The following is a 16,378-nucleotide window of genomic DNA, read 5'->3' as shown; positions in this document are numbered from 1 at the left end:
CGCGGTGAGTCTGTAGCACTGCGAAAAAATCAGAAAAAACGTTGTGGAATAGTAATGACATCTCCCGGCTGTATCAGCGCACTGACTTCCACTTCCAGTGAAACGGGTTTGCCCTTTTGCTCCCTGACCACCTGAATGTCGTCTCGGGAAGCTCGCTCGGTATAGCCACCGGCCAGTGCGACAGCCTTATTGACTGACAATCCCGGCTGATAGGGATAACCTCCTGGTCGCTTTACCTCGCCGTCGATGAAAAACGGCCGATACTCAACAATGGTGACTGCTACCGAAGGATTTATCAGATAATCGCCTTTCAACCCATCGTAAATCAGCTTTTCAACTTCAGAAAGTGTCATGCCTACCAGTTTTATTTCGCCCAGAAAGGGGTAATTAATGATACCTATGTCCGGCAGACGGGTTTCCAGTGACAAATCATCTTCACCGAAAACGTTGATGTAAATCTTATCCCCCACACCCAGTTGGTAACTTCGCATGCTGGCATTTCCCTGTTGCGCAACAGCGCTATGAGCAAGCAGCATCAGCAGGGTGAAAAATGTTGTCAGTAACCGAGTTTTCATAACGTCACCTTCGCTGTCAGCCCCATCACGTTGCGATCGTAAGTAACAATATCGCGGTTGCTGTCGCGCTCACTGAATTGATAGTAGATTCCAAGCTGCAGCCAGCGACGAAACAGGTAATCAGCGGATACCAATGCCCTTGTCGTATCATCTTGTCTGGGATCGACAAGCTGTGCCCCTTCATAATCTTCCTGCTCGTATATCAGCTTCATGGTTGTGGTGAAGCGATCCAGCCATGCATGATCCCAGCTTAGTCTGTAATCCTGACCACGAATGTAATCGCCTTCCCCATTCGTCTCGCGGGTGTCGGCGCGGGTTGATAACTCGAACTGGGAGTAGCTGCGGGGCAGCCACTTCAAACCGACTTCCCAGTCTACCCCCGTGAATGTGTCACGCGTGGGCGCGTCGAATGACTTTTCTTTATAACCCACTTTTGCAAATCCGGTAGTAGACGCAGTCGACTCCCACGACACACCCGCAAGTACACGAGTTTCATCACTATCTAGCGGGTTTTCCGGATTCGCCGCCACGTCATAGTCAATTTGCTGATGAGTGGCATCTAGCACCAATTGTGTATTCCCGGCGACACGGTAGAAGAATTGTCCTCCTACTTTTTTATAACTTCTGTCGCGAATTGGATACGCCAGTGCGTCATTGTCGTAATTTATTTCTTCATAGCCGACATTCACATCCACGCGTCCTGGAGAAGACGCCGCTCCGAACGAGTAGGTTCCCGTGACTTCCGGGTTTTTATAGGTATCTACAGAATCTAGTTCATTGCCAAATCCGTTGGAATACTGGCGTCCGCGCTCATCATGCCCGTCTTCATACCGCGCTTTCGTCGTGAAGCGGTGTCGGCTGTTCATTTCAAAATTACCAGTAATATGCGCAATATGGTCGGTATAATTGTCAGCGCTGCTGGAAAAGTATTCACCATGGCGAAGCTGGTAACCCACCTCAATGCTGTTGTTACTAAACTTGGTAACGGCAGTAATTTGTGGGGAAATCACATTGACCCAACTGCTTATCTGAGGATTAGCATCTGCCGCGTAGGTCACGTTATCGATATAAAGCATTTCTGTGGAAAACTCAGGAATGAGATCGTATCCATCCATCTCAATGCGCCCCGCCTGCTGTGCAAGCGCCGGACATGTTCCTATCAGACAGAGAGCCGTAATTCCGGAAGTCCTCACAATCATAATATCTCCATGTTGTTGGTAAAATGTACAGCTGTCTTGGTAAAGGTTAGTGGATGTCGTCGCTACTAAAAGGAAGGTGTCACGCGAAAACAAAATACATCCCAGGGTAGACTCGCTACCTTTGTAATTAATTCATGCTATTTGTATGCCAGAGATATAATTATCGCGTCTTAAGTAAAACTGATCTTTTCAAACTGACAAACGATAATGATTAAAATTGTTGGGTTGACGTTGCCAGTAACATCTTGTCAGTCAAATATAATTAGTTATTTAGAATCACTTATTCTGCACTGTTAGAATCTATTTTTTTCAGGACCTCCAGTAAAACTGGAATATTTGTTGCTGTGTTCTGTGTGAGCAGCAGTTCCATTTTTCTTTTCATGTGAAATATCATCAAACCAAATGGACTTCTGGTTTACCACTCGGAGCGAATGAAACATGAAATTCAATTTATTGCAGAGTCTGGCGTTAACCGGCAACCCATCTCCTTCAGAAGAAGCGAGCAATGTAACGGGTTATTATCAAAGTAGTTTTTCGACCATTTATCGCCTGATAGATCTTTCTTTTATTACTCTGTGTTTCTACATCGCGGCTTTCTATTACGATGTTGAAATCACCACTTCAGGATTAATACTCCTGTTTACTCACGTAGTATGTTTCCAGCTCAGCGCTGAAGCGATGGATCTTTATCGTTCCTGGCGTAGCAATCATACGACAGCATTACTCCGCTGCAGCGCGATAACCTGGCTGGTAAGTTGTGTTGTCACGCTTACAGTAGGGTATTTCTTTGCACACAGCCTTACCCTCTCGCCAGCCATGGTGCTGGTCTGGTTTGGAACGTCCTTTATCTTTCTGCTGAGCTGGCGCATGGCGATGAGACAGGTGCTGTTCAAGGTACGTAAGAATGGCATGAACACGCGCTCAGCCATTATTGTTGGCGCAACACAAGTTGGCTACAACATGGCATTGCAGATGATGGACAACGACCATCTTGGGATCCGTTTCGACGGTATTTACGATGATCGTCCTGAAGACCGCTTACCGCACGAATTTCAGCAGCAAGTGAAAGGCAGCATTGATGAAGCGATAGAGCTCGCCAAACGTCACAAGGTCGATTACATCTACATCGCTCTGCCGACAGCAGCAGAGAGTCGAATTAAAAGTATTCTGGAAAAGTGCAGCGATACGACAGCAAACGTGTACATCATCCCCAACTTTTTTATGTACACGCTGCTTAACTCACGCTGGCAAACTGTTGGCAGTGTGCAGGCGCTTAGTGTTTATGATACACCTTTCCAGGGCGCGAACGATGTACTGAAGCGTATAGAAGACATTGTGGTTAGCTCAATCATCTTGTGCATTCTTGCTATCCCGATGTTATGTATTGGCATAGCCGTGCGCATGACATCGCCCGGACCGGCTATCTTTAAACAAAAACGTTATGGCCTGGATGGAAAGGAAATTAAGGTATATAAGTTCCGGTCTATGTCGACTCAGGACAATGGCAGCGTGGTGAAGCAAGCAACCAAGAACGATCCCCGGATCACGAAACTTGGAGCCTTCTTACGCCGCACCTCACTAGATGAATTACCTCAGTTTATCAATGTATTACAGGGCAGAATGTCGATTGTTGGTCCGCGTCCACATGCCGTAGCGCACAACGAAGAATACAGAAAACTGATCACTGGCTATATGTTGCGACACAAGATCCGCCCTGGGATTACCGGATGGGCTCAGGTCAACGGGTTACGTGGAGAAACAGAAACCGTGAATAAAATGGTACAGCGGGTAGAGTACGATCTCGACTACATGCACCGCTGGTCAGTCTGGTTTGATTTAAAAATAATACTCATGACAGTTGTTGGCGGATTCTCCGGAAAGAACGCTTACTAACTTTCGGCCAGTTTTATTTTTTAACGCCATAATAGATTGTCAATTGTAGTAAAAAGGCGCCACTTAATCTGGCGCCTTTTTATTTTTAACATTGTGATAACAATTTAGCTTTTACTAATAATTACACACACTAAATCATGTACGAGTTGATTAAAAACTACCGCTATACTGACTTCGCTTACTCGCTATAGCAGAAATGCCAGCCAGTCGATTCCTTTGCGGCGACTTAAATCTAGTTCCTGATATTTTTCCACATGTTCCTGACTGTCACCGATGACCTGATTGTTGACTGTCAGCCAGCAATGCACTGACTCCTGCCCCATCCGGCTTCTTACCCCAAAATGCAAAGTAGCCAGCACCCCTTCTTGTCTCAGAATTTCACGTGCGACCACACATCGACGCAGACAATTCAATTTAAACAAGTGATTATCCGCAGCCTTGTGCACAATATGGCAGACGGCGTCGGGATCAACAGGAATATCATGGGAGACTACCAGGTCTTTTGCTGGCGATACCACGTCGTCGCGCCAGGCTTCATAGCCCTTAAGCTTAATAGTAAGATGCCACTTAGTGAGGCTAAACCAGGCGCGAAGAAACCATGTAAGATTTTGGCCTGAAGGCTGTGAACGATGTGAATTACCCAATGACCAATTCGCTCCAAAAAACCAGTAAGTAATAAAATTCAATAACATACTCTAACATCTTTTCAAGCAGCAAGCCGTGATATTCACCGCATCTTCCCCATGCAGCCGGCACTGTTACCAATACGCCTTGACGGTTGTTAACCTGACATCACGTACGCCTTATTCGCCGGCGTGACTACCCAGGTTGTAAAAGGAGCGACATTACATCGACAGAACCTCTGTCGCTGAACGTCCTCACCTTACTGTCTTTTGCGGATTGCTGGTTATACTGAGAAGCAGAGAGCGAGTCACACTTTTCCTCTCAATGAGAAGAGCTCCTATGCACTATTTTTCTCTGCTATCGACATGAAAAAGCCTCTGCTACTGCACTATGAATACAAACATCGTTCCATTATCTACTTTTTCAGCGACAGAGAGTGTACCAGCGTTATTATTCAACTTAGGTATATTTGTTCATATTTCATACTGAAATAGACTAAAAATCACCCAGTCGAGGTGACAACATGGCATGACAGTTACATGAACAAAAAATATTACAACCGGAGTGTAGCTTTGGGCGCTGTGGCCGAAACGAGGGAAGGCACGTCGGGCAGAGCGCCGACGTGCATTACACTATCAAAAGTTATAAACGCTGGCTGAAGATAACAATGCAGACGCGTTAATATTTTCCTGTACGCATGACTTCACTTTTTCTTTGCTGAAGACATAGATTCTGTCTTGCATATCACCGCTTTCATCTCGACTGAACTGCTCCAGCACAAAACTGATATGTTCATTGTCAGGAAGCCCGCGCAAGCCCGAACCAAAACGACACAGTGTATCGCCTATACTTCCCTCAAAGTTTGCCAGGAACTGCTTGTAGGCTTTTTCCTGCGCTTCCCGTTGAGCCTCAAGCCGGGCCTGCTGTTCTTGCTCCATCTCGGACGCGTATTTTTCCAGCTCCTTTTCCTGATTATTCAGTTGCGCTAATTCATTGGCTACCTCTTTAAGCTCATCCTTAATCGAATCGCCGCGCTCTTTACCCGCCTGTCGCAATTCAAACTCTAGATCGCGAGTGCGTCGCTCCAGTTCACGACGCTCCCATTCGAGCTCGCGTTCCCGGCTTCGCATTTCACGGATCTGATCATTCGACTCATGAAAGATTTCAGCCAGACGCTGTCCAGCCTCTTCCATTTCTTCGGCAACCACTTCCCACTCTTCCTCAAACTCAATCTCGACATTCCTGTCACCATCAATGATCGTCACTGGTGGCAGAGGCGCTTGTGGAACATGACCAAATATGTTGCGAAGGTTGAACCCAGAGGTTGAATTACGCACACTGACAGAGAACACGACCCCCTGGCCTGCCAGATAGGTACTGTTAAGACTACGGTATCGCAGGCCTTTGCGCGGGGAGCTCTGTTTTAATGCCGTATCGATAACCCCCGACATAATTTCGAGCTCTTTATTTAATGTTTTCATTTTTTCTGTCGCTGCACCGACTGGGACAGAAGTCAAAAGGGAGCCAATCAAGGTGGCGGCGAAAATGGTCTTCATAATTACTTCCTGCCTTTACTCATCATCTGTTAGATTCGGGGTAACCAGCGGCGGGACAGAACTATACCCGGCTTCCAGCGCGCTGATTTCCTGTTGAAGGTTATTAATTTGCCGAGCATAGAAACGCTGATCGTCACTACGCTGCTCGTTGATAAATTTCACCAGCTCGGCAAAGTCTTCGCGCCGCTCCTGGCGACTTGAACTCAGCAGATACTGGGTAAGTTCAGCACTGTTCTTCTGTTGCTGATTACTAAGTGCGTCCACGTACTGGGTAAAAAGTGCCTGGTTCGATTGTTGATAATCAGTGATTTTTTTATCCATCATCGCGGCAATTTGTTGCTGATCTGGTGCATCACTGAACCCCATTGATAACCGGCCATTGGCAACATCGACCCTGAAACCGCTGACCACCATCACCATCGCCAGTGCAGACATTGCCATCGATGCCACTGGTAGTCCCTGCCACTGCCACCATCGAGAGCGTTCAGGTGCGGTGAACGTGCTCTGTCGATCCCATGTGGGCACCGGCATTGTTTCAAACTGCTCAGCCATCATCGTCATAGCATTCGCCTGTTCAACACGTTTTGCAAAATCCTCATCTCGGATACAAAGAGATTCAAATTCCTGACGTTCACTCTCTGAAAGTGAGTTTTCCAGCCATTTGGCCAACAGATCTTCATGATTTGAATTATGCATTTTCTACCTCCAGCTCGAGCTTCAGTTTTGACAGTGCGCTGTAGAGCCGCGACTTTACGGTATTGGCTGACAGACCAAGCTGTTCCGCTATTTCATCAAAAGTAAATTGTCCAAAAAATTTAAGTTCAACAACCGCTTTCTGTGCCAGCGGCAGTCGTTGCATTGCCTGCATCAGGCTTTCACTGGTCCTGTCCCGAAGGTAACCTGTTTCCGGACATGCCTGTTCGCATTCAGGCTCGGGAGTATCATCCAGCCCCTGTTCAGGTCGCTTTCGCCGATAAAACTCAATGCATCGAAAGTGTGCTACACGGAATAACCAGCCTTTAAAACTGCCGTCGCCGCGGTAATTACCCAGGCTTCGGTAAACAGAGATAAAAATATCCTGCATTAAATCCGCCGCGTCATGGGTGTTACCTGTCATTCGGATACCATAATGGTATATCTGACTTTCGTACCGTTTTATCAGCGCGAGCCAGGCACGGCGGTTTCCCTTCAACGCCTGGCTGATAAGTTGTTCATCGCGCTTTTCAAACACTGTGCGTCCCCGTAAATTGTTATCGTTATTGCACGCGTCCCGACACTGGTGTTGAGTAACAGCCGTGTCGGAGGTGCTTTGACTATATAGTCGGGAACCGGAATAAAAAAGTTTGGAAAATTTTTACTTTTTTATTTCAGGGTAGGAATGGGTAAGAGTGGAGACAATACTTCGCCAATTCTGCGAAATAGTTGCATGCGCGTTGTACCTGAACGCCAAACGAGGCCAATTTCTCTGTAGGCTTCTTTTTCTGCAGCAAATGCTTTCAGCTCGGTGTGATCGAGTATCTCCTGATTGAGCGCAAGTTCCGGTAAAAATGTATACCCCAACTTGCTGTTCGCCAGTTGTACCAGCGTGTAAAGACTGCTGGCGGCAAGACTGCTTACCTGATCACTGTGCTGAAGATTACAGGCACTTACTGCGTGACCAGTCATACAGTGTTCCTGCTGCAACAGAAAAATGCTTTTTTTCGGGAGTGAAGAAATATCCAGTGGGTCAGGCAGCTCGCTGGCGAGATCTTTATGAGCAATAAGATGGAAGGGATCATGTCCCAACACCATCTGTTTACAACCTGGTGTCTCCATTGGCAATGCCAGGATCAACAGATCCAGTTTACCGTCTGTCAGTTGTTGTAGCAGATGCTCGGTAGTATCTTCCTGCAGTTCCAGTGCGATATCCGGCAAAAACGCCTTGAACGCGCCAATCATGCCCTCAAATAAAAACGGTGCAATAGTGGGTATCACTCCCAGTTTAAGCTTACCGCGCTGCCAGTTTCCGGCATTTTGTGCAAACTCCACCAGTTCACCGGCTTCCTGCAGAAGTATTTTACTGCGCTCAACCACGTCCAGGCCAAGCGAGGTAAATACAAATGTTTTGTGCTCCCGCTCAAGCAACTGGCTACCAAAATGTTCTTCCAGATTTTGAATAGCGGTGCTTAGCGTAGACTGGCTAACATTGCATCGCTGTGCAGCACGATGAAAATGTTGCTCCTGGTGTAGCGTTACCAGGTAGTGCAGGTGTTTAAGATTAGGCCACTTCATATCACAACCAAATAGATTAAAATCAACACTTTCAATCTAGCACGATGATTAGCAGTATATCAAGCGGCAACAGATGTCAGACGAAATGCACACCAGACGTCACGATTTTGAAACGCATTCAGGTTTAACTGGTATTATTAGAGTTGGAAGTAGACTTGTGTCCGCATGCAGGCTTAGGATAGGGTGAACACGGTCTACAATTGATTACGCTTAATCAGTCAATCAAGCAAGGTATCTATGGAATGAAAGGTCATTACCGCAATATTCTTTGCGTTCTCTACGACACACATAAACAAGACGAGGTGGTTGCACAGGCAATCCATGTTGCCAAGAGCCATCAGGCTGAACTGACGATTATGCTTGCGCTGGAATCGTTACCGCCTAACGCAAATATCATCATGGAAACGTTCTCAATGATTGATGCTGAGCAGTCGATGAACTCGGCCGCTGAGTCCTGGTTAAAAGAACAGTCTGAATCGTGGCAGGAAAAGTATCCTGTCACCTGCGTAGCCCGTTTCGGACACCCATTCATGGAAACGATGAAAAAGGTGATTAACGACGAGCACGATTTAGTCATAAAACTCTCAGAAACATCCATCATGGATAAGCTGTTCGGTAGCGATGATTTACATTTGTTACGCAAATGTCCTTGCCCGGTATGGGTGATCCATCGCGGTAATTCCCGCCAGTATAGTAATGTCGTCGCCGCGCTCGACTTAAATTACCATTATCCTGAACATGAAATTTCAGTTCGTCGCCAACTAAATCTCGATATTTTACGCCACGCAGCAGAAATTGCTCTGCTCGAGTTTTCCCAGCTTCATATTGTTCACGTATTTGATTCTGTGCCGGAACATATTCTTCGCGGGGAATTTATCAGTGTAGATGAAGGCTCGATGCAAACGGATCTTTCGGCTATACACAAAGAGCGGGATCTTGAGTTAGACCGGCTCCTGTCAGAGCTGGAGGCAGAACGGGAAAGTGGCGTGCTGGATTATCTCAAACCTGAGCGTCACCTGGTTCATGGCTATCCGCGCCGGGAGATTGCAGCAACGGCGACATCGTTAAGTGCCGACGTGGTGGTAATGGGTACCGTCGCCAGGCTTGGCGTGCCAGGCTTTATTATGGGCGGGACGGCGGAAGAAACCATACATCAACTGAACTGTGCCATCGTGGGTATTAAACCAGAGGGCTTTGTGACGCCCATCAAGGTCGACTAAACCGACAACGCCAGGACAGCGAAACTGCTGGTTCCGAGTCATGACGCGCTTTCCTGTTTTGTTCTCAATCTCAGCGATAGCGCGCGTATCCTGAGAACACTGCATCGGGTTACAGGCACAAAAAAGCCGGGCATCTTTCTGCCCGGCTTTTTTATGCAATGGCTTCTTTACGCTACACCAAACAGTCCTTTCAGCATAAAGAAGAAGATTATTGACAGGATGGCGCCTGCAGGTAGCGTGATTATCCAAGACACAACAATGTTACGCACAATTCCCAGGTTGAGCGCAGAGACGCCGCGAGCCAGGCCGACTCCCAGTACCGCACCAACCAGCGTTTGTGTGGTTGAAATAGGCAGACCGGTTCCGGATGCAATGACGACAGTACACGCAGCCGCTAATTCAGCAGCGAAACCACGGCTTGGCGTGAGATGCGTGATCCCCTGCCCGATTGTTTTAATGACGCGATGACCGAATAACGCCAGACCGGCAACAATGCCCAGACCACCTAAAGGCAGGATCCAGGGAGCAAGTTCGGAACTGGTGGAAATCTGGCCACCCGAGGAGACGACGCTGACCACCGCCGCAAGCGGGCCAATTGCATTTGCAACATCGTTAGAGCCATGGGCAAACGCCATACAACATGCTGTAACCACCATTAACAGGGCGAAGACCTTTTCCACGTTAGCGGTTTGCAAGTCTGCATTGTCATTATGGTTAAAGTTCATTTTCCCAATCAGCAACTTGCCGAGAAACCCAAGAGCAATTGAAATACCTATAGCCAGCAGGTAGCCATTGAGTTCACTGATTTCGAGTCCTACATGCTTAAGGCCTTTCTTGATGGTAACCAGCGACATAACAAAGCCAGCCATCGCCATATAGAAAGGGACATATCGCTTGGCATTGGCAAACGGCTTGTCAGTACTGAAGATTAGCTTGTGCGCGCTCATGAAGATCAGGTAAGCAATAATGCCTGATATCGCCGGGGTGACAATCCAACTACCGACGATGCCACCAACTTTTCCCCAGGATACAGCTTCTACGCTGACGCCAACGGCAGTAAAGCCAACTATCGCACCGATGATGGAATGTGTGGTTGATACCGGCCACCCTAACCAGGATGCGAGCGCCAGCCAGATCCCTGCGGCCAACAAAGAAGAAATCATTCCTAACACCAGATATTCTGGTATATCAGTAAAGAATGACGCGTCTATGATCCCTTTGCGGATAGTAGAGGTAACCTCACCACCGGCCAGATAGGCACCAGCAAACTCAAAAACCATGGCGATAAGAATCGCCTGCTTAATTGTCAGGGCTTTCGACCCAACTGATGTCCCCATGGCATTGGCAACATCGTTGGCACCGATACCCCAGGCCATAACAAATCCAACAACACCAGCAAGGATAATCAGAATCAAGCCATAACTTTCAAAAAAATCCACGAATTATCGCTCCTGAATTAATCGCGTCACAAAATAGACGTCAACTTTCCCCTGCTGGGACTGAAAGTAACAGCGACCGGTTATTGGGTCACAGCTGACACTACCACTTTGCATTTGCATGTATATTTTTTGTGCGAATATCATCTCGATTGCGGCGCATAATAACGTAATCGATGCGCCCGCCATAGAGGTAAATAGACGAAATTATATAAACTTTAGCAATCTTGCGTCAGAACGCTGAAATTAAGAGCAATTGTTTCAGTTTTATGACAATTGTTCCAGCTTCTGTTGCATTGATTCCAGCGGCGTGTGTCTCATATCTTTGCCATGGGTGAGATAAACCACGTATTCACAGACATTCTTACAACGATCACCAATTCGCTCAAGCGACCGCAGTGCCCACAATACTTCCAGCCAGTCCTGCATATCTTCCTTGGTGCGTTCCATCTCTGTAGTGGTAAAGTTGAGCAACTTTTTATATTCACTGTCGATAAGGTTGTCCTTATCGTACATCTCCAGCGCTTCGGCCTCGTTCTGCCTGGCGAAGGCATCAAACGTTCCACGCATCATCGCGGCAACCCGCTCACCAATAACCAGCATACTGCTTATAATGGTTTCAGAGGGCGGCAGTTTATTCTTCGTCACCAGCCGCGCAATACGCTCAATCTCATCGCCCATCCGCTCAATGTCGGTGATAGTTTTAGAAATTGTCATAATCAAGCGTAAATCGCTGGCGGTCGGATGGCGTTTTGCAATAATCCGCAAACACTCCTCATCAATCTGGATCTCCATTGAGTTCACTTTCAGATCGTTCAGGATCACTTTTTCTGCCAGACCAGCATTATTGTGCTTAATCGCTTTAAGTGTATTAATTAGTTGCTGTTCAACCTCACCGCCCATGGTTAAAACAGAATTACGCAGGTTTTCCAGCTCAATATTGAACTTACCGGAAATGTGGGTATTTATCGCGACCTGTCTCATAACGCCCTCTTTACAGAAAAGTCAGCCATACCGACCGGTGATATAGTCTTCGGTTTGCTTTTTATCTGGCATGGTAAATAAGGTGTCACTGTCAGCGTATTCAATCAACTGCCCCTGGTGCAAAAAAGCCGTGTAATCCGACACCCGTGCGGCTTGTTGCATATTATGGGTGACAATGACAATGGTGCAGCGCTTTTTTAAGCCAGCCATCAGCTCTTCAATAAAAAGTGTGGTCAACGGGTCAAGCGCTGATGTCGGTTCATCAAGTAGCAAAATATCTGGCTTCAGGGCCAGCGCTCTGGCAATAACAAGGCGCTGTTGCTGACCACCAGACAAAATGTGCGCAGGCTCAAATAAACGGTCTTTTACTTCTTCCCACAGGGCGGCATCTCTTAGGGCCTGTTCTACTGCATCGTCCAGCTGCCGGCGAACGCGGATCCCCTGTAACCGTAATCCGTAACTCACATTGTCGTAAATGCTCATTGGAAAAGGGTTCGGACGTTGAAATACCATGCCTACCTGTGTTCGTAAGCGGGAGACATTTTCTTTAGGATGGTTAATGTCTCTGTCGTCAATGATAATGCTGCCCTCAAAGCGACACCCGGTGTACAGGTCGTTGAGACGATTAAAGGCACTGATCAACGTAGACTTACCACAACCACTCTGGCCGATAAGTGATGTGATACGGTTTTTCGGGATGCGCATCGAGATATCATGCAGCACCTGTTTCTGACCAAACCATAAATTCAGCGACTGCACATCGATCGCGGTGTCCTGGTCAGCGAGATTATCAACATCCAGAGTTTCGTGTTCAAACAGCTTCAGCATAGACCCTCATTACAGCAAGTACCGCTTGCGTAAACGTGTACGCAGGATGACTGCCAGAATATTCAGCACAAACACCACCACCAGCAACAGCAGGCAGGCTGCAAACATCATTGATGACCCTTTGGCATCAGTCTGACTGTGGAACGCGCCATCGTAGATTAACACACCTAAATGCATAAACTGACGATCTAAATGCAGGTAAGGAAATTCCCCATCGATGGGCAGGTTGGGCGCAAACTTTACCGCGCCCACCAGCATTAAAGGCGCAACTTCACCAGCAGCACGGGCGATCGCCAGAATAACGCCAGTCATGATCCCCGGTGAAGCAATAGGCAGGATAGTGTGTAAAACCGTTTCGGCTTTGGTCGCGCCCAGTGCATAACTACCGGCTTTTAATCCGTCAGGAACTCGCCGTAACCCCTCTTCCGTCGCTACTATCACCACTGGCAATGTAAGAATTGCCATTGTCAGCGCCGCCCAGAATACCCCTGGCGTACCCATGGTCGGCGATGGCAGACGATCTGTGAAAAACAGGTCATCCAGACTGCCGCCCAGCGTGTAAACGAAAAAGCCGAGCCCGAATACTCCGTAGACGATAGATGGCACCCCGGCCATATTACTCACACTTACCCGGATCGCCGCAGTTAGGCCGTTATCCGGGGCATACTCACTGAGATAGACGGCCGCAAGCACGCCAAATGGCGTGACTATGATAGTCATGAGAAAAACCATTAGCACCGTACCAAATAAGGCCGGGAATACGCCGCCAGAGGTATTTGCCTGTTTGGGGGAGTCAGTGAGAAACGTCCCCAGGCTGCTTAAGGCCATTGCCCATTTATCCCATAACGACTGACGACTCACATAATGAAAACTATCAATCTCGGACAAGGGCAACTGCCAGCGAGCTCCACTGGCAAAAATCACTTCCATCTGAAACGCATCGCGGCGATTCTCAAGACGAATGATTTCCGACTGCCATTTGGTAAACGCTTCATTAAGACGCAGCCGAGCCGGCGCATCGGCATCAACGTTGCGGATATCCAACTCTGCCAGCTTTTGATGAATAACGGATAACCAGGACTCGCGGATGTCCTCTATCTTTGCCGAGAGGGCGCTTACCTTCTCCTGCATTACTTCATAATCTGACACCGGAATATCGGATGATTCCGCTGAGGTTAATTTCTCGGGCTTCGCCAGTACAGTGCGGCCATCGGTTATATTGATTTGTGCGCTTTCTGCAGCCAGCGTCTTGAGGATGATGTCCGACTCTTCTACCAGCGTTTTTGCGCCATAGGGGGCGGTTTCATCGGAATAATCAACTTGCCATACCTTTTCACCGGACGAATCGGTGCGTTGTCTGTGCTGAGCGTATACCGTTTTCTGTTTATTCAGTATCGGATCGTAAAAGGTGAGCTCATGAACCGGAGTTGGCCAGAAGTACGCCCCTCCCCGCACCAGGATAAGCAACAGAATGCTTAGCAGCGCCAGTAGCAGCAAACTCGCCAAAAAAGCCGTGGAACTAATGACAAACGACTGGCGCTGCGACGAACTCAGCAACGAACTTACGCTAATCATGATAGGCGTTCCTTCTTAATCGCTGTCGCAATAATTCAGCGAGGGTATTTACCACGAAGGTAAATCCAAACAATATACAGGCAGTAAAAAACAGTATCTGATAATGGGCACTGGATACATCTGCTTCTGGCAGCTCAATAGCCAGATTAGCAGTAAGTGCCCGTAAACCTTCCAACAGGCTCCAGCTCGATACTGGCGTATTTCCGGTTACCATCAACACGATCATTGTTTCGCCAAAGGCGCGGCCAAAGCCCAACATGATTGAAGCAAGTATGCCAGGCATCGCAACATGTAGCACCACATAGACCAGCGTTTGAAGCCGGGTCGCGCCAAGCGCGAACGAAGCATGCTTGAGACTGTCAGGCACACCGCTGATGGCATCTTCTGCCAGCGAATAAATACTTGGTGAGATCGCAATCCCAAGGGCAATCGCAACCACAATAGTCGTCTTACCAATCGGGCTCTCAGACTCGGTTGTCAGGCTGGTAATCGTGTGTGTATCAAACAGGGCGTAAAGCAGTGACGGGGCCCATGTCATGCTTATGTAGCCCAACACCAGGATGCCAGTAAAGGTAAAAAGAAGCTCAGAGCCATGCCGCCATCCACGGGGCAAACGGCGGGAGATTTGTCGCTGAAATAATGCGACCACGAATAGAATGATCGGTACCGTAACCAGAAAGAAGGCAAACGAAAACAAAAATTGCTCGGCCAGCGGTGCCAGCCAGATTGCGGCAATAAAGCCAATCAGAACACTGGGTACCGCTTCCAGCATTTCTATTGCCGGTTTTAAAAAGTGGCGTAAACGGCTGCGCGCAAAATAGCCGGTGTAAACCGCTGCACCTATAGACATGGGCAAGGCAATAAGCAGCGCCAGCAAAGACGCCTTTGCACTGCCTATCAATAATGGCACCAGGCTGTACTTCGCTTCCTGATAGTCAGATGCACTGGTGGTTTGCCATACGGTGCTGGGGTCGGGATAACCTTCATAAACCTGCGGTGAAAACAGCGAGTTCCATGTCGTAATTCCGGAAATATGGCTCACCCTAAACACTTGCAAACGGCTATCTGATATCGCGTAAATACGATCGCCATACCAACTGATATCCGTCACCCCCTGAGGAAGTGAGTAGTCGCTAACCACCTCACCACTGACACGATTTATAAATAACAGCCGATGTTCGGATGTCAGCAGCGCCATTGCATTTGTACTCGCGTGTACCGCAATATCGAGCGGACGTTCTGCGTCACGCAACTGGATCTGATAGGTGGGCATATAAATCAATTGCCCATGTTGATTTCTCAACGTCCAGCGCGTCAAAAGACCACTGGCATCAGCCAGCATCAGCGAGCGTTGCTTTGGTAACGCGAACCACCAGGTTACCGGGGAGGCAATGATCTGTGTGCCAGTCTCGCCATCGCGCAGTGACTGGAACTCAAGACGGTCAGGCTTAATCACAAGGGTCTGCATGGCGTCACCCAGCGGAACCACCTCGTCGCTGGCATCAAATACCTGATCGATGCGCTCAGTGGGCTGATGGCGGTTTACCCATCGCAACAATTTCTGCCTGCCATCGGAAATACCAACGACAGCCCAGTTCTCCGACAGCCACGACTGCCACTTTGTCTTCGACTGCCACATACCCAGAGGAAGCGAAAACGACACCATCGCCTGATCATTTTCCAGTGTACGGCTGCCAACTGTCTGGACTGCGTCAACGCTGACGCCAGGCAATGGGATACTGCGTGAAGGAATAAGGCGGGCCTGCCCCCCCGGAGAAATATCGGTAATGATATTTTGTCCTGCGCTCTCCATTACACTCAGGGCATGAGAGCATGGGCGGGTATAGTGCGTTACGTCGTTGAGCTCGTTCCCGGATACCTGAAAAAAGCTCAGCTGACACTGTCCATCAGACATGATCAGTGGCTGACTTTCCAGTGCGTCGTCGGTGGCCAGCACCTGATAACCTGATGGCAATGCCATTGAAGCCTCGGACTCAATAGCCGGCACCAACGCCAGCGGTAACGCCTGAGAAATCAGGTGGGTGATCAGCACCACCAGCGTAACCAACACCAGTGCACCAAAGCCGGTGACAGTATATCTGACCGCTTTGTCCCGGCGACTGCGTTGCTGGTTTTTCATTTCGCTTTGGGAATTCATTGTTCCATAAGACAAATTGGTGCAAATTGCTCTGGTGAGCAGTGTATTGTGTGTTACTT

Annotated in this window: 14 protein-coding genes; 2 read left to right on the top strand and 12 right to left on the bottom strand. The window is 48.2% G+C overall.

What is annotated here, in order from left to right; all coding sequences use genetic code 11:
• Positions 1–29 precede the first annotated feature (29 nt).
• Both ACLBLI_RS04180 and ACLBLI_RS04175 read right to left on the bottom strand, forming a co-directional pair.
• The gene (locus ACLBLI_RS04180; protein ID WP_414829904.1) at positions 30–575 is read right to left on the bottom strand and encodes a polysaccharide biosynthesis/export family protein; all 546 of its coding nucleotides are present in this window, start codon (positions 573–575) and stop codon (positions 30–32) included.
• Positions 572–1,774, bottom strand: a complete 1,203-nt coding sequence (locus ACLBLI_RS04175) for an outer membrane beta-barrel protein (protein WP_414829903.1) — start codon at positions 1,772–1,774, stop codon at positions 572–574. The genes ACLBLI_RS04180 and ACLBLI_RS04175 overlap by 4 nt, the downstream gene beginning before the upstream one ends.
• 438 nt (positions 1,775–2,212) lie before the next feature.
• On the opposite strand from ACLBLI_RS04175, the gene ACLBLI_RS04170 reads away from it, so the two are divergent.
• A complete protein-coding gene (locus ACLBLI_RS04170; RefSeq protein WP_414829902.1) occupies positions 2,213–3,667 on the top strand; it encodes an undecaprenyl-phosphate glucose phosphotransferase in 1,455 nt (484 codons plus the stop codon).
• A gap of 185 nt (positions 3,668–3,852) precedes the next feature.
• Here the strand turns inward: ACLBLI_RS04170 and ACLBLI_RS04165 are convergent, their stop codons facing one another.
• From ACLBLI_RS04165 to ACLBLI_RS04145, 5 genes are all read right to left on the bottom strand, one after another.
• Complete coding sequence (locus ACLBLI_RS04165) at positions 3,853–4,359, bottom strand: lasso peptide biosynthesis B2 protein (RefSeq protein WP_414829901.1); 507 nt, start codon at positions 4,357–4,359, stop codon at positions 3,853–3,855.
• A gap of 567 nt (positions 4,360–4,926) precedes the next feature.
• Positions 4,927–5,847: a hypothetical protein gene (locus tag ACLBLI_RS04160; protein WP_414829900.1), complete on the bottom strand. Its 921-nt coding sequence runs from the start codon at positions 5,845–5,847 to the stop codon at positions 4,927–4,929.
• A 15-nt stretch (positions 5,848–5,862) separates the two neighbouring features.
• A complete protein-coding gene (locus ACLBLI_RS04155; RefSeq protein WP_414829899.1) occupies positions 5,863–6,543 on the bottom strand; it encodes a hypothetical protein in 681 nt (226 codons plus the stop codon).
• The gene (locus ACLBLI_RS04150) at positions 6,536–7,078 is read right to left on the bottom strand and encodes an RNA polymerase sigma factor (RefSeq protein ID WP_414829898.1); all 543 of its coding nucleotides are present in this window, start codon (positions 7,076–7,078) and stop codon (positions 6,536–6,538) included. The genes ACLBLI_RS04155 and ACLBLI_RS04150 overlap by 8 nt, the downstream gene beginning before the upstream one ends.
• A gap of 131 nt (positions 7,079–7,209) precedes the next feature.
• Entirely contained in the window at positions 7,210–8,118 is a 909-nt protein-coding gene (locus ACLBLI_RS04145; protein ID WP_414829897.1) for a LysR substrate-binding domain-containing protein, read from the bottom strand.
• A 242-nt stretch (positions 8,119–8,360) separates the two neighbouring features.
• Here ACLBLI_RS04145 and ACLBLI_RS04140 point away from each other — a divergent pair, with 242 nt between their 5' ends.
• The gene (locus tag ACLBLI_RS04140) at positions 8,361–9,338 is read left to right on the top strand and encodes a universal stress protein (protein WP_414829896.1); all 978 of its coding nucleotides are present in this window, start codon (positions 8,361–8,363) and stop codon (positions 9,336–9,338) included.
• Between the two features lie 167 nt (positions 9,339–9,505).
• Here ACLBLI_RS04140 and ACLBLI_RS04135 read toward each other — a convergent pair whose 3' ends face one another.
• The 5 genes from ACLBLI_RS04135 to ACLBLI_RS04115 all read right to left on the bottom strand — a co-directional run bounded on the left by ACLBLI_RS04135 (position 9,506) and on the right by ACLBLI_RS04115 (position 16,301).
• Entirely contained in the window at positions 9,506–10,777 is a 1,272-nt protein-coding gene (locus ACLBLI_RS04135) for an inorganic phosphate transporter (RefSeq protein ID WP_414829895.1), read from the bottom strand.
• Between the two features lie 264 nt (positions 10,778–11,041).
• Positions 11,042–11,758, bottom strand: a complete 717-nt coding sequence (gene phoU, locus ACLBLI_RS04130; protein ID WP_414829894.1) for a phosphate signaling complex protein PhoU — start codon at positions 11,756–11,758, stop codon at positions 11,042–11,044.
• Between the two features lie 21 nt (positions 11,759–11,779).
• The gene (pstB, locus tag ACLBLI_RS04125) at positions 11,780–12,586 is read right to left on the bottom strand and encodes a phosphate ABC transporter ATP-binding protein PstB (protein WP_414829893.1); all 807 of its coding nucleotides are present in this window, start codon (positions 12,584–12,586) and stop codon (positions 11,780–11,782) included.
• Between the two features lie 9 nt (positions 12,587–12,595).
• Positions 12,596–14,161 (bottom strand): phosphate ABC transporter permease PstA, encoded by a 1,566-nt coding sequence (gene pstA, locus ACLBLI_RS04120; protein ID WP_414829892.1) that lies wholly within the window; start codon positions 14,159–14,161, stop codon positions 12,596–12,598.
• Complete coding sequence (locus ACLBLI_RS04115) at positions 14,154–16,301, bottom strand: ABC transporter permease subunit (protein ID WP_414829891.1); 2,148 nt, start codon at positions 16,299–16,301, stop codon at positions 14,154–14,156. Before ACLBLI_RS04115 ends, pstA begins: the two co-directional genes overlap by 8 nt.
• Between the last annotated feature and the right edge of the window lie 77 nt (positions 16,302–16,378).

This window comes from Alteromonas sp. H39 (assembly GCF_047556435.1).
In the GTDB taxonomy this organism is placed as follows: Bacteria; Pseudomonadota; Gammaproteobacteria; order Enterobacterales; family Alteromonadaceae; genus Alteromonas.
The sequence above is the reverse complement of the archived record's forward strand: the minus strand, read 5'-3'. Positions and strand labels throughout refer to the sequence as shown.

Excerpts from the sequence above, each read along its gene's own strand:
- pstA (WP_414829892.1), bottom strand. The coding sequence starts at position 14,161 with ATGATTAGCGTAAGTTCGTTGCTGAGTTCGTCGCAGCGCCAGTCGTTT.
- ACLBLI_RS04160 (WP_414829900.1), bottom strand. The coding sequence starts at position 5,847 with ATGAAGACCATTTTCGCCGCCACCTTGATTGGCTCCCTTTTGACTTCT.
- ACLBLI_RS04175 (WP_414829903.1), bottom strand. The coding sequence starts at position 1,774 with ATGATTGTGAGGACTTCCGGAATTACGGCTCTCTGTCTGATAGGAACA.
- ACLBLI_RS04145 (WP_414829897.1), bottom strand. The coding sequence starts at position 8,118 with ATGAAGTGGCCTAATCTTAAACACCTGCACTACCTGGTAACGCTACAC.
- ACLBLI_RS04140 (WP_414829896.1), top strand. The coding sequence starts at position 8,361 with ATGAAAGGTCATTACCGCAATATTCTTTGCGTTCTCTACGACACACAT.
- ACLBLI_RS04155 (WP_414829899.1), bottom strand. The coding sequence starts at position 6,543 with ATGCATAATTCAAATCATGAAGATCTGTTGGCCAAATGGCTGGAAAAC.
- ACLBLI_RS04165 (WP_414829901.1), bottom strand. The coding sequence starts at position 4,359 with ATGTTATTGAATTTTATTACTTACTGGTTTTTTGGAGCGAATTGGTCA.
- ACLBLI_RS04115 (WP_414829891.1), bottom strand. The coding sequence starts at position 16,301 with ATGAAAAACCAGCAACGCAGTCGCCGGGACAAAGCGGTCAGATATACT.
- phoU (WP_414829894.1), bottom strand. The coding sequence starts at position 11,758 with ATGAGACAGGTCGCGATAAATACCCACATTTCCGGTAAGTTCAATATT.
- ACLBLI_RS04170 (WP_414829902.1), top strand. The coding sequence starts at position 2,213 with ATGAAATTCAATTTATTGCAGAGTCTGGCGTTAACCGGCAACCCATCT.
- ACLBLI_RS04180 (WP_414829904.1), bottom strand. The coding sequence starts at position 575 with ATGAAAACTCGGTTACTGACAACATTTTTCACCCTGCTGATGCTGCTT.
- pstB (WP_414829893.1), bottom strand. The coding sequence starts at position 12,586 with ATGCTGAAGCTGTTTGAACACGAAACTCTGGATGTTGATAATCTCGCT.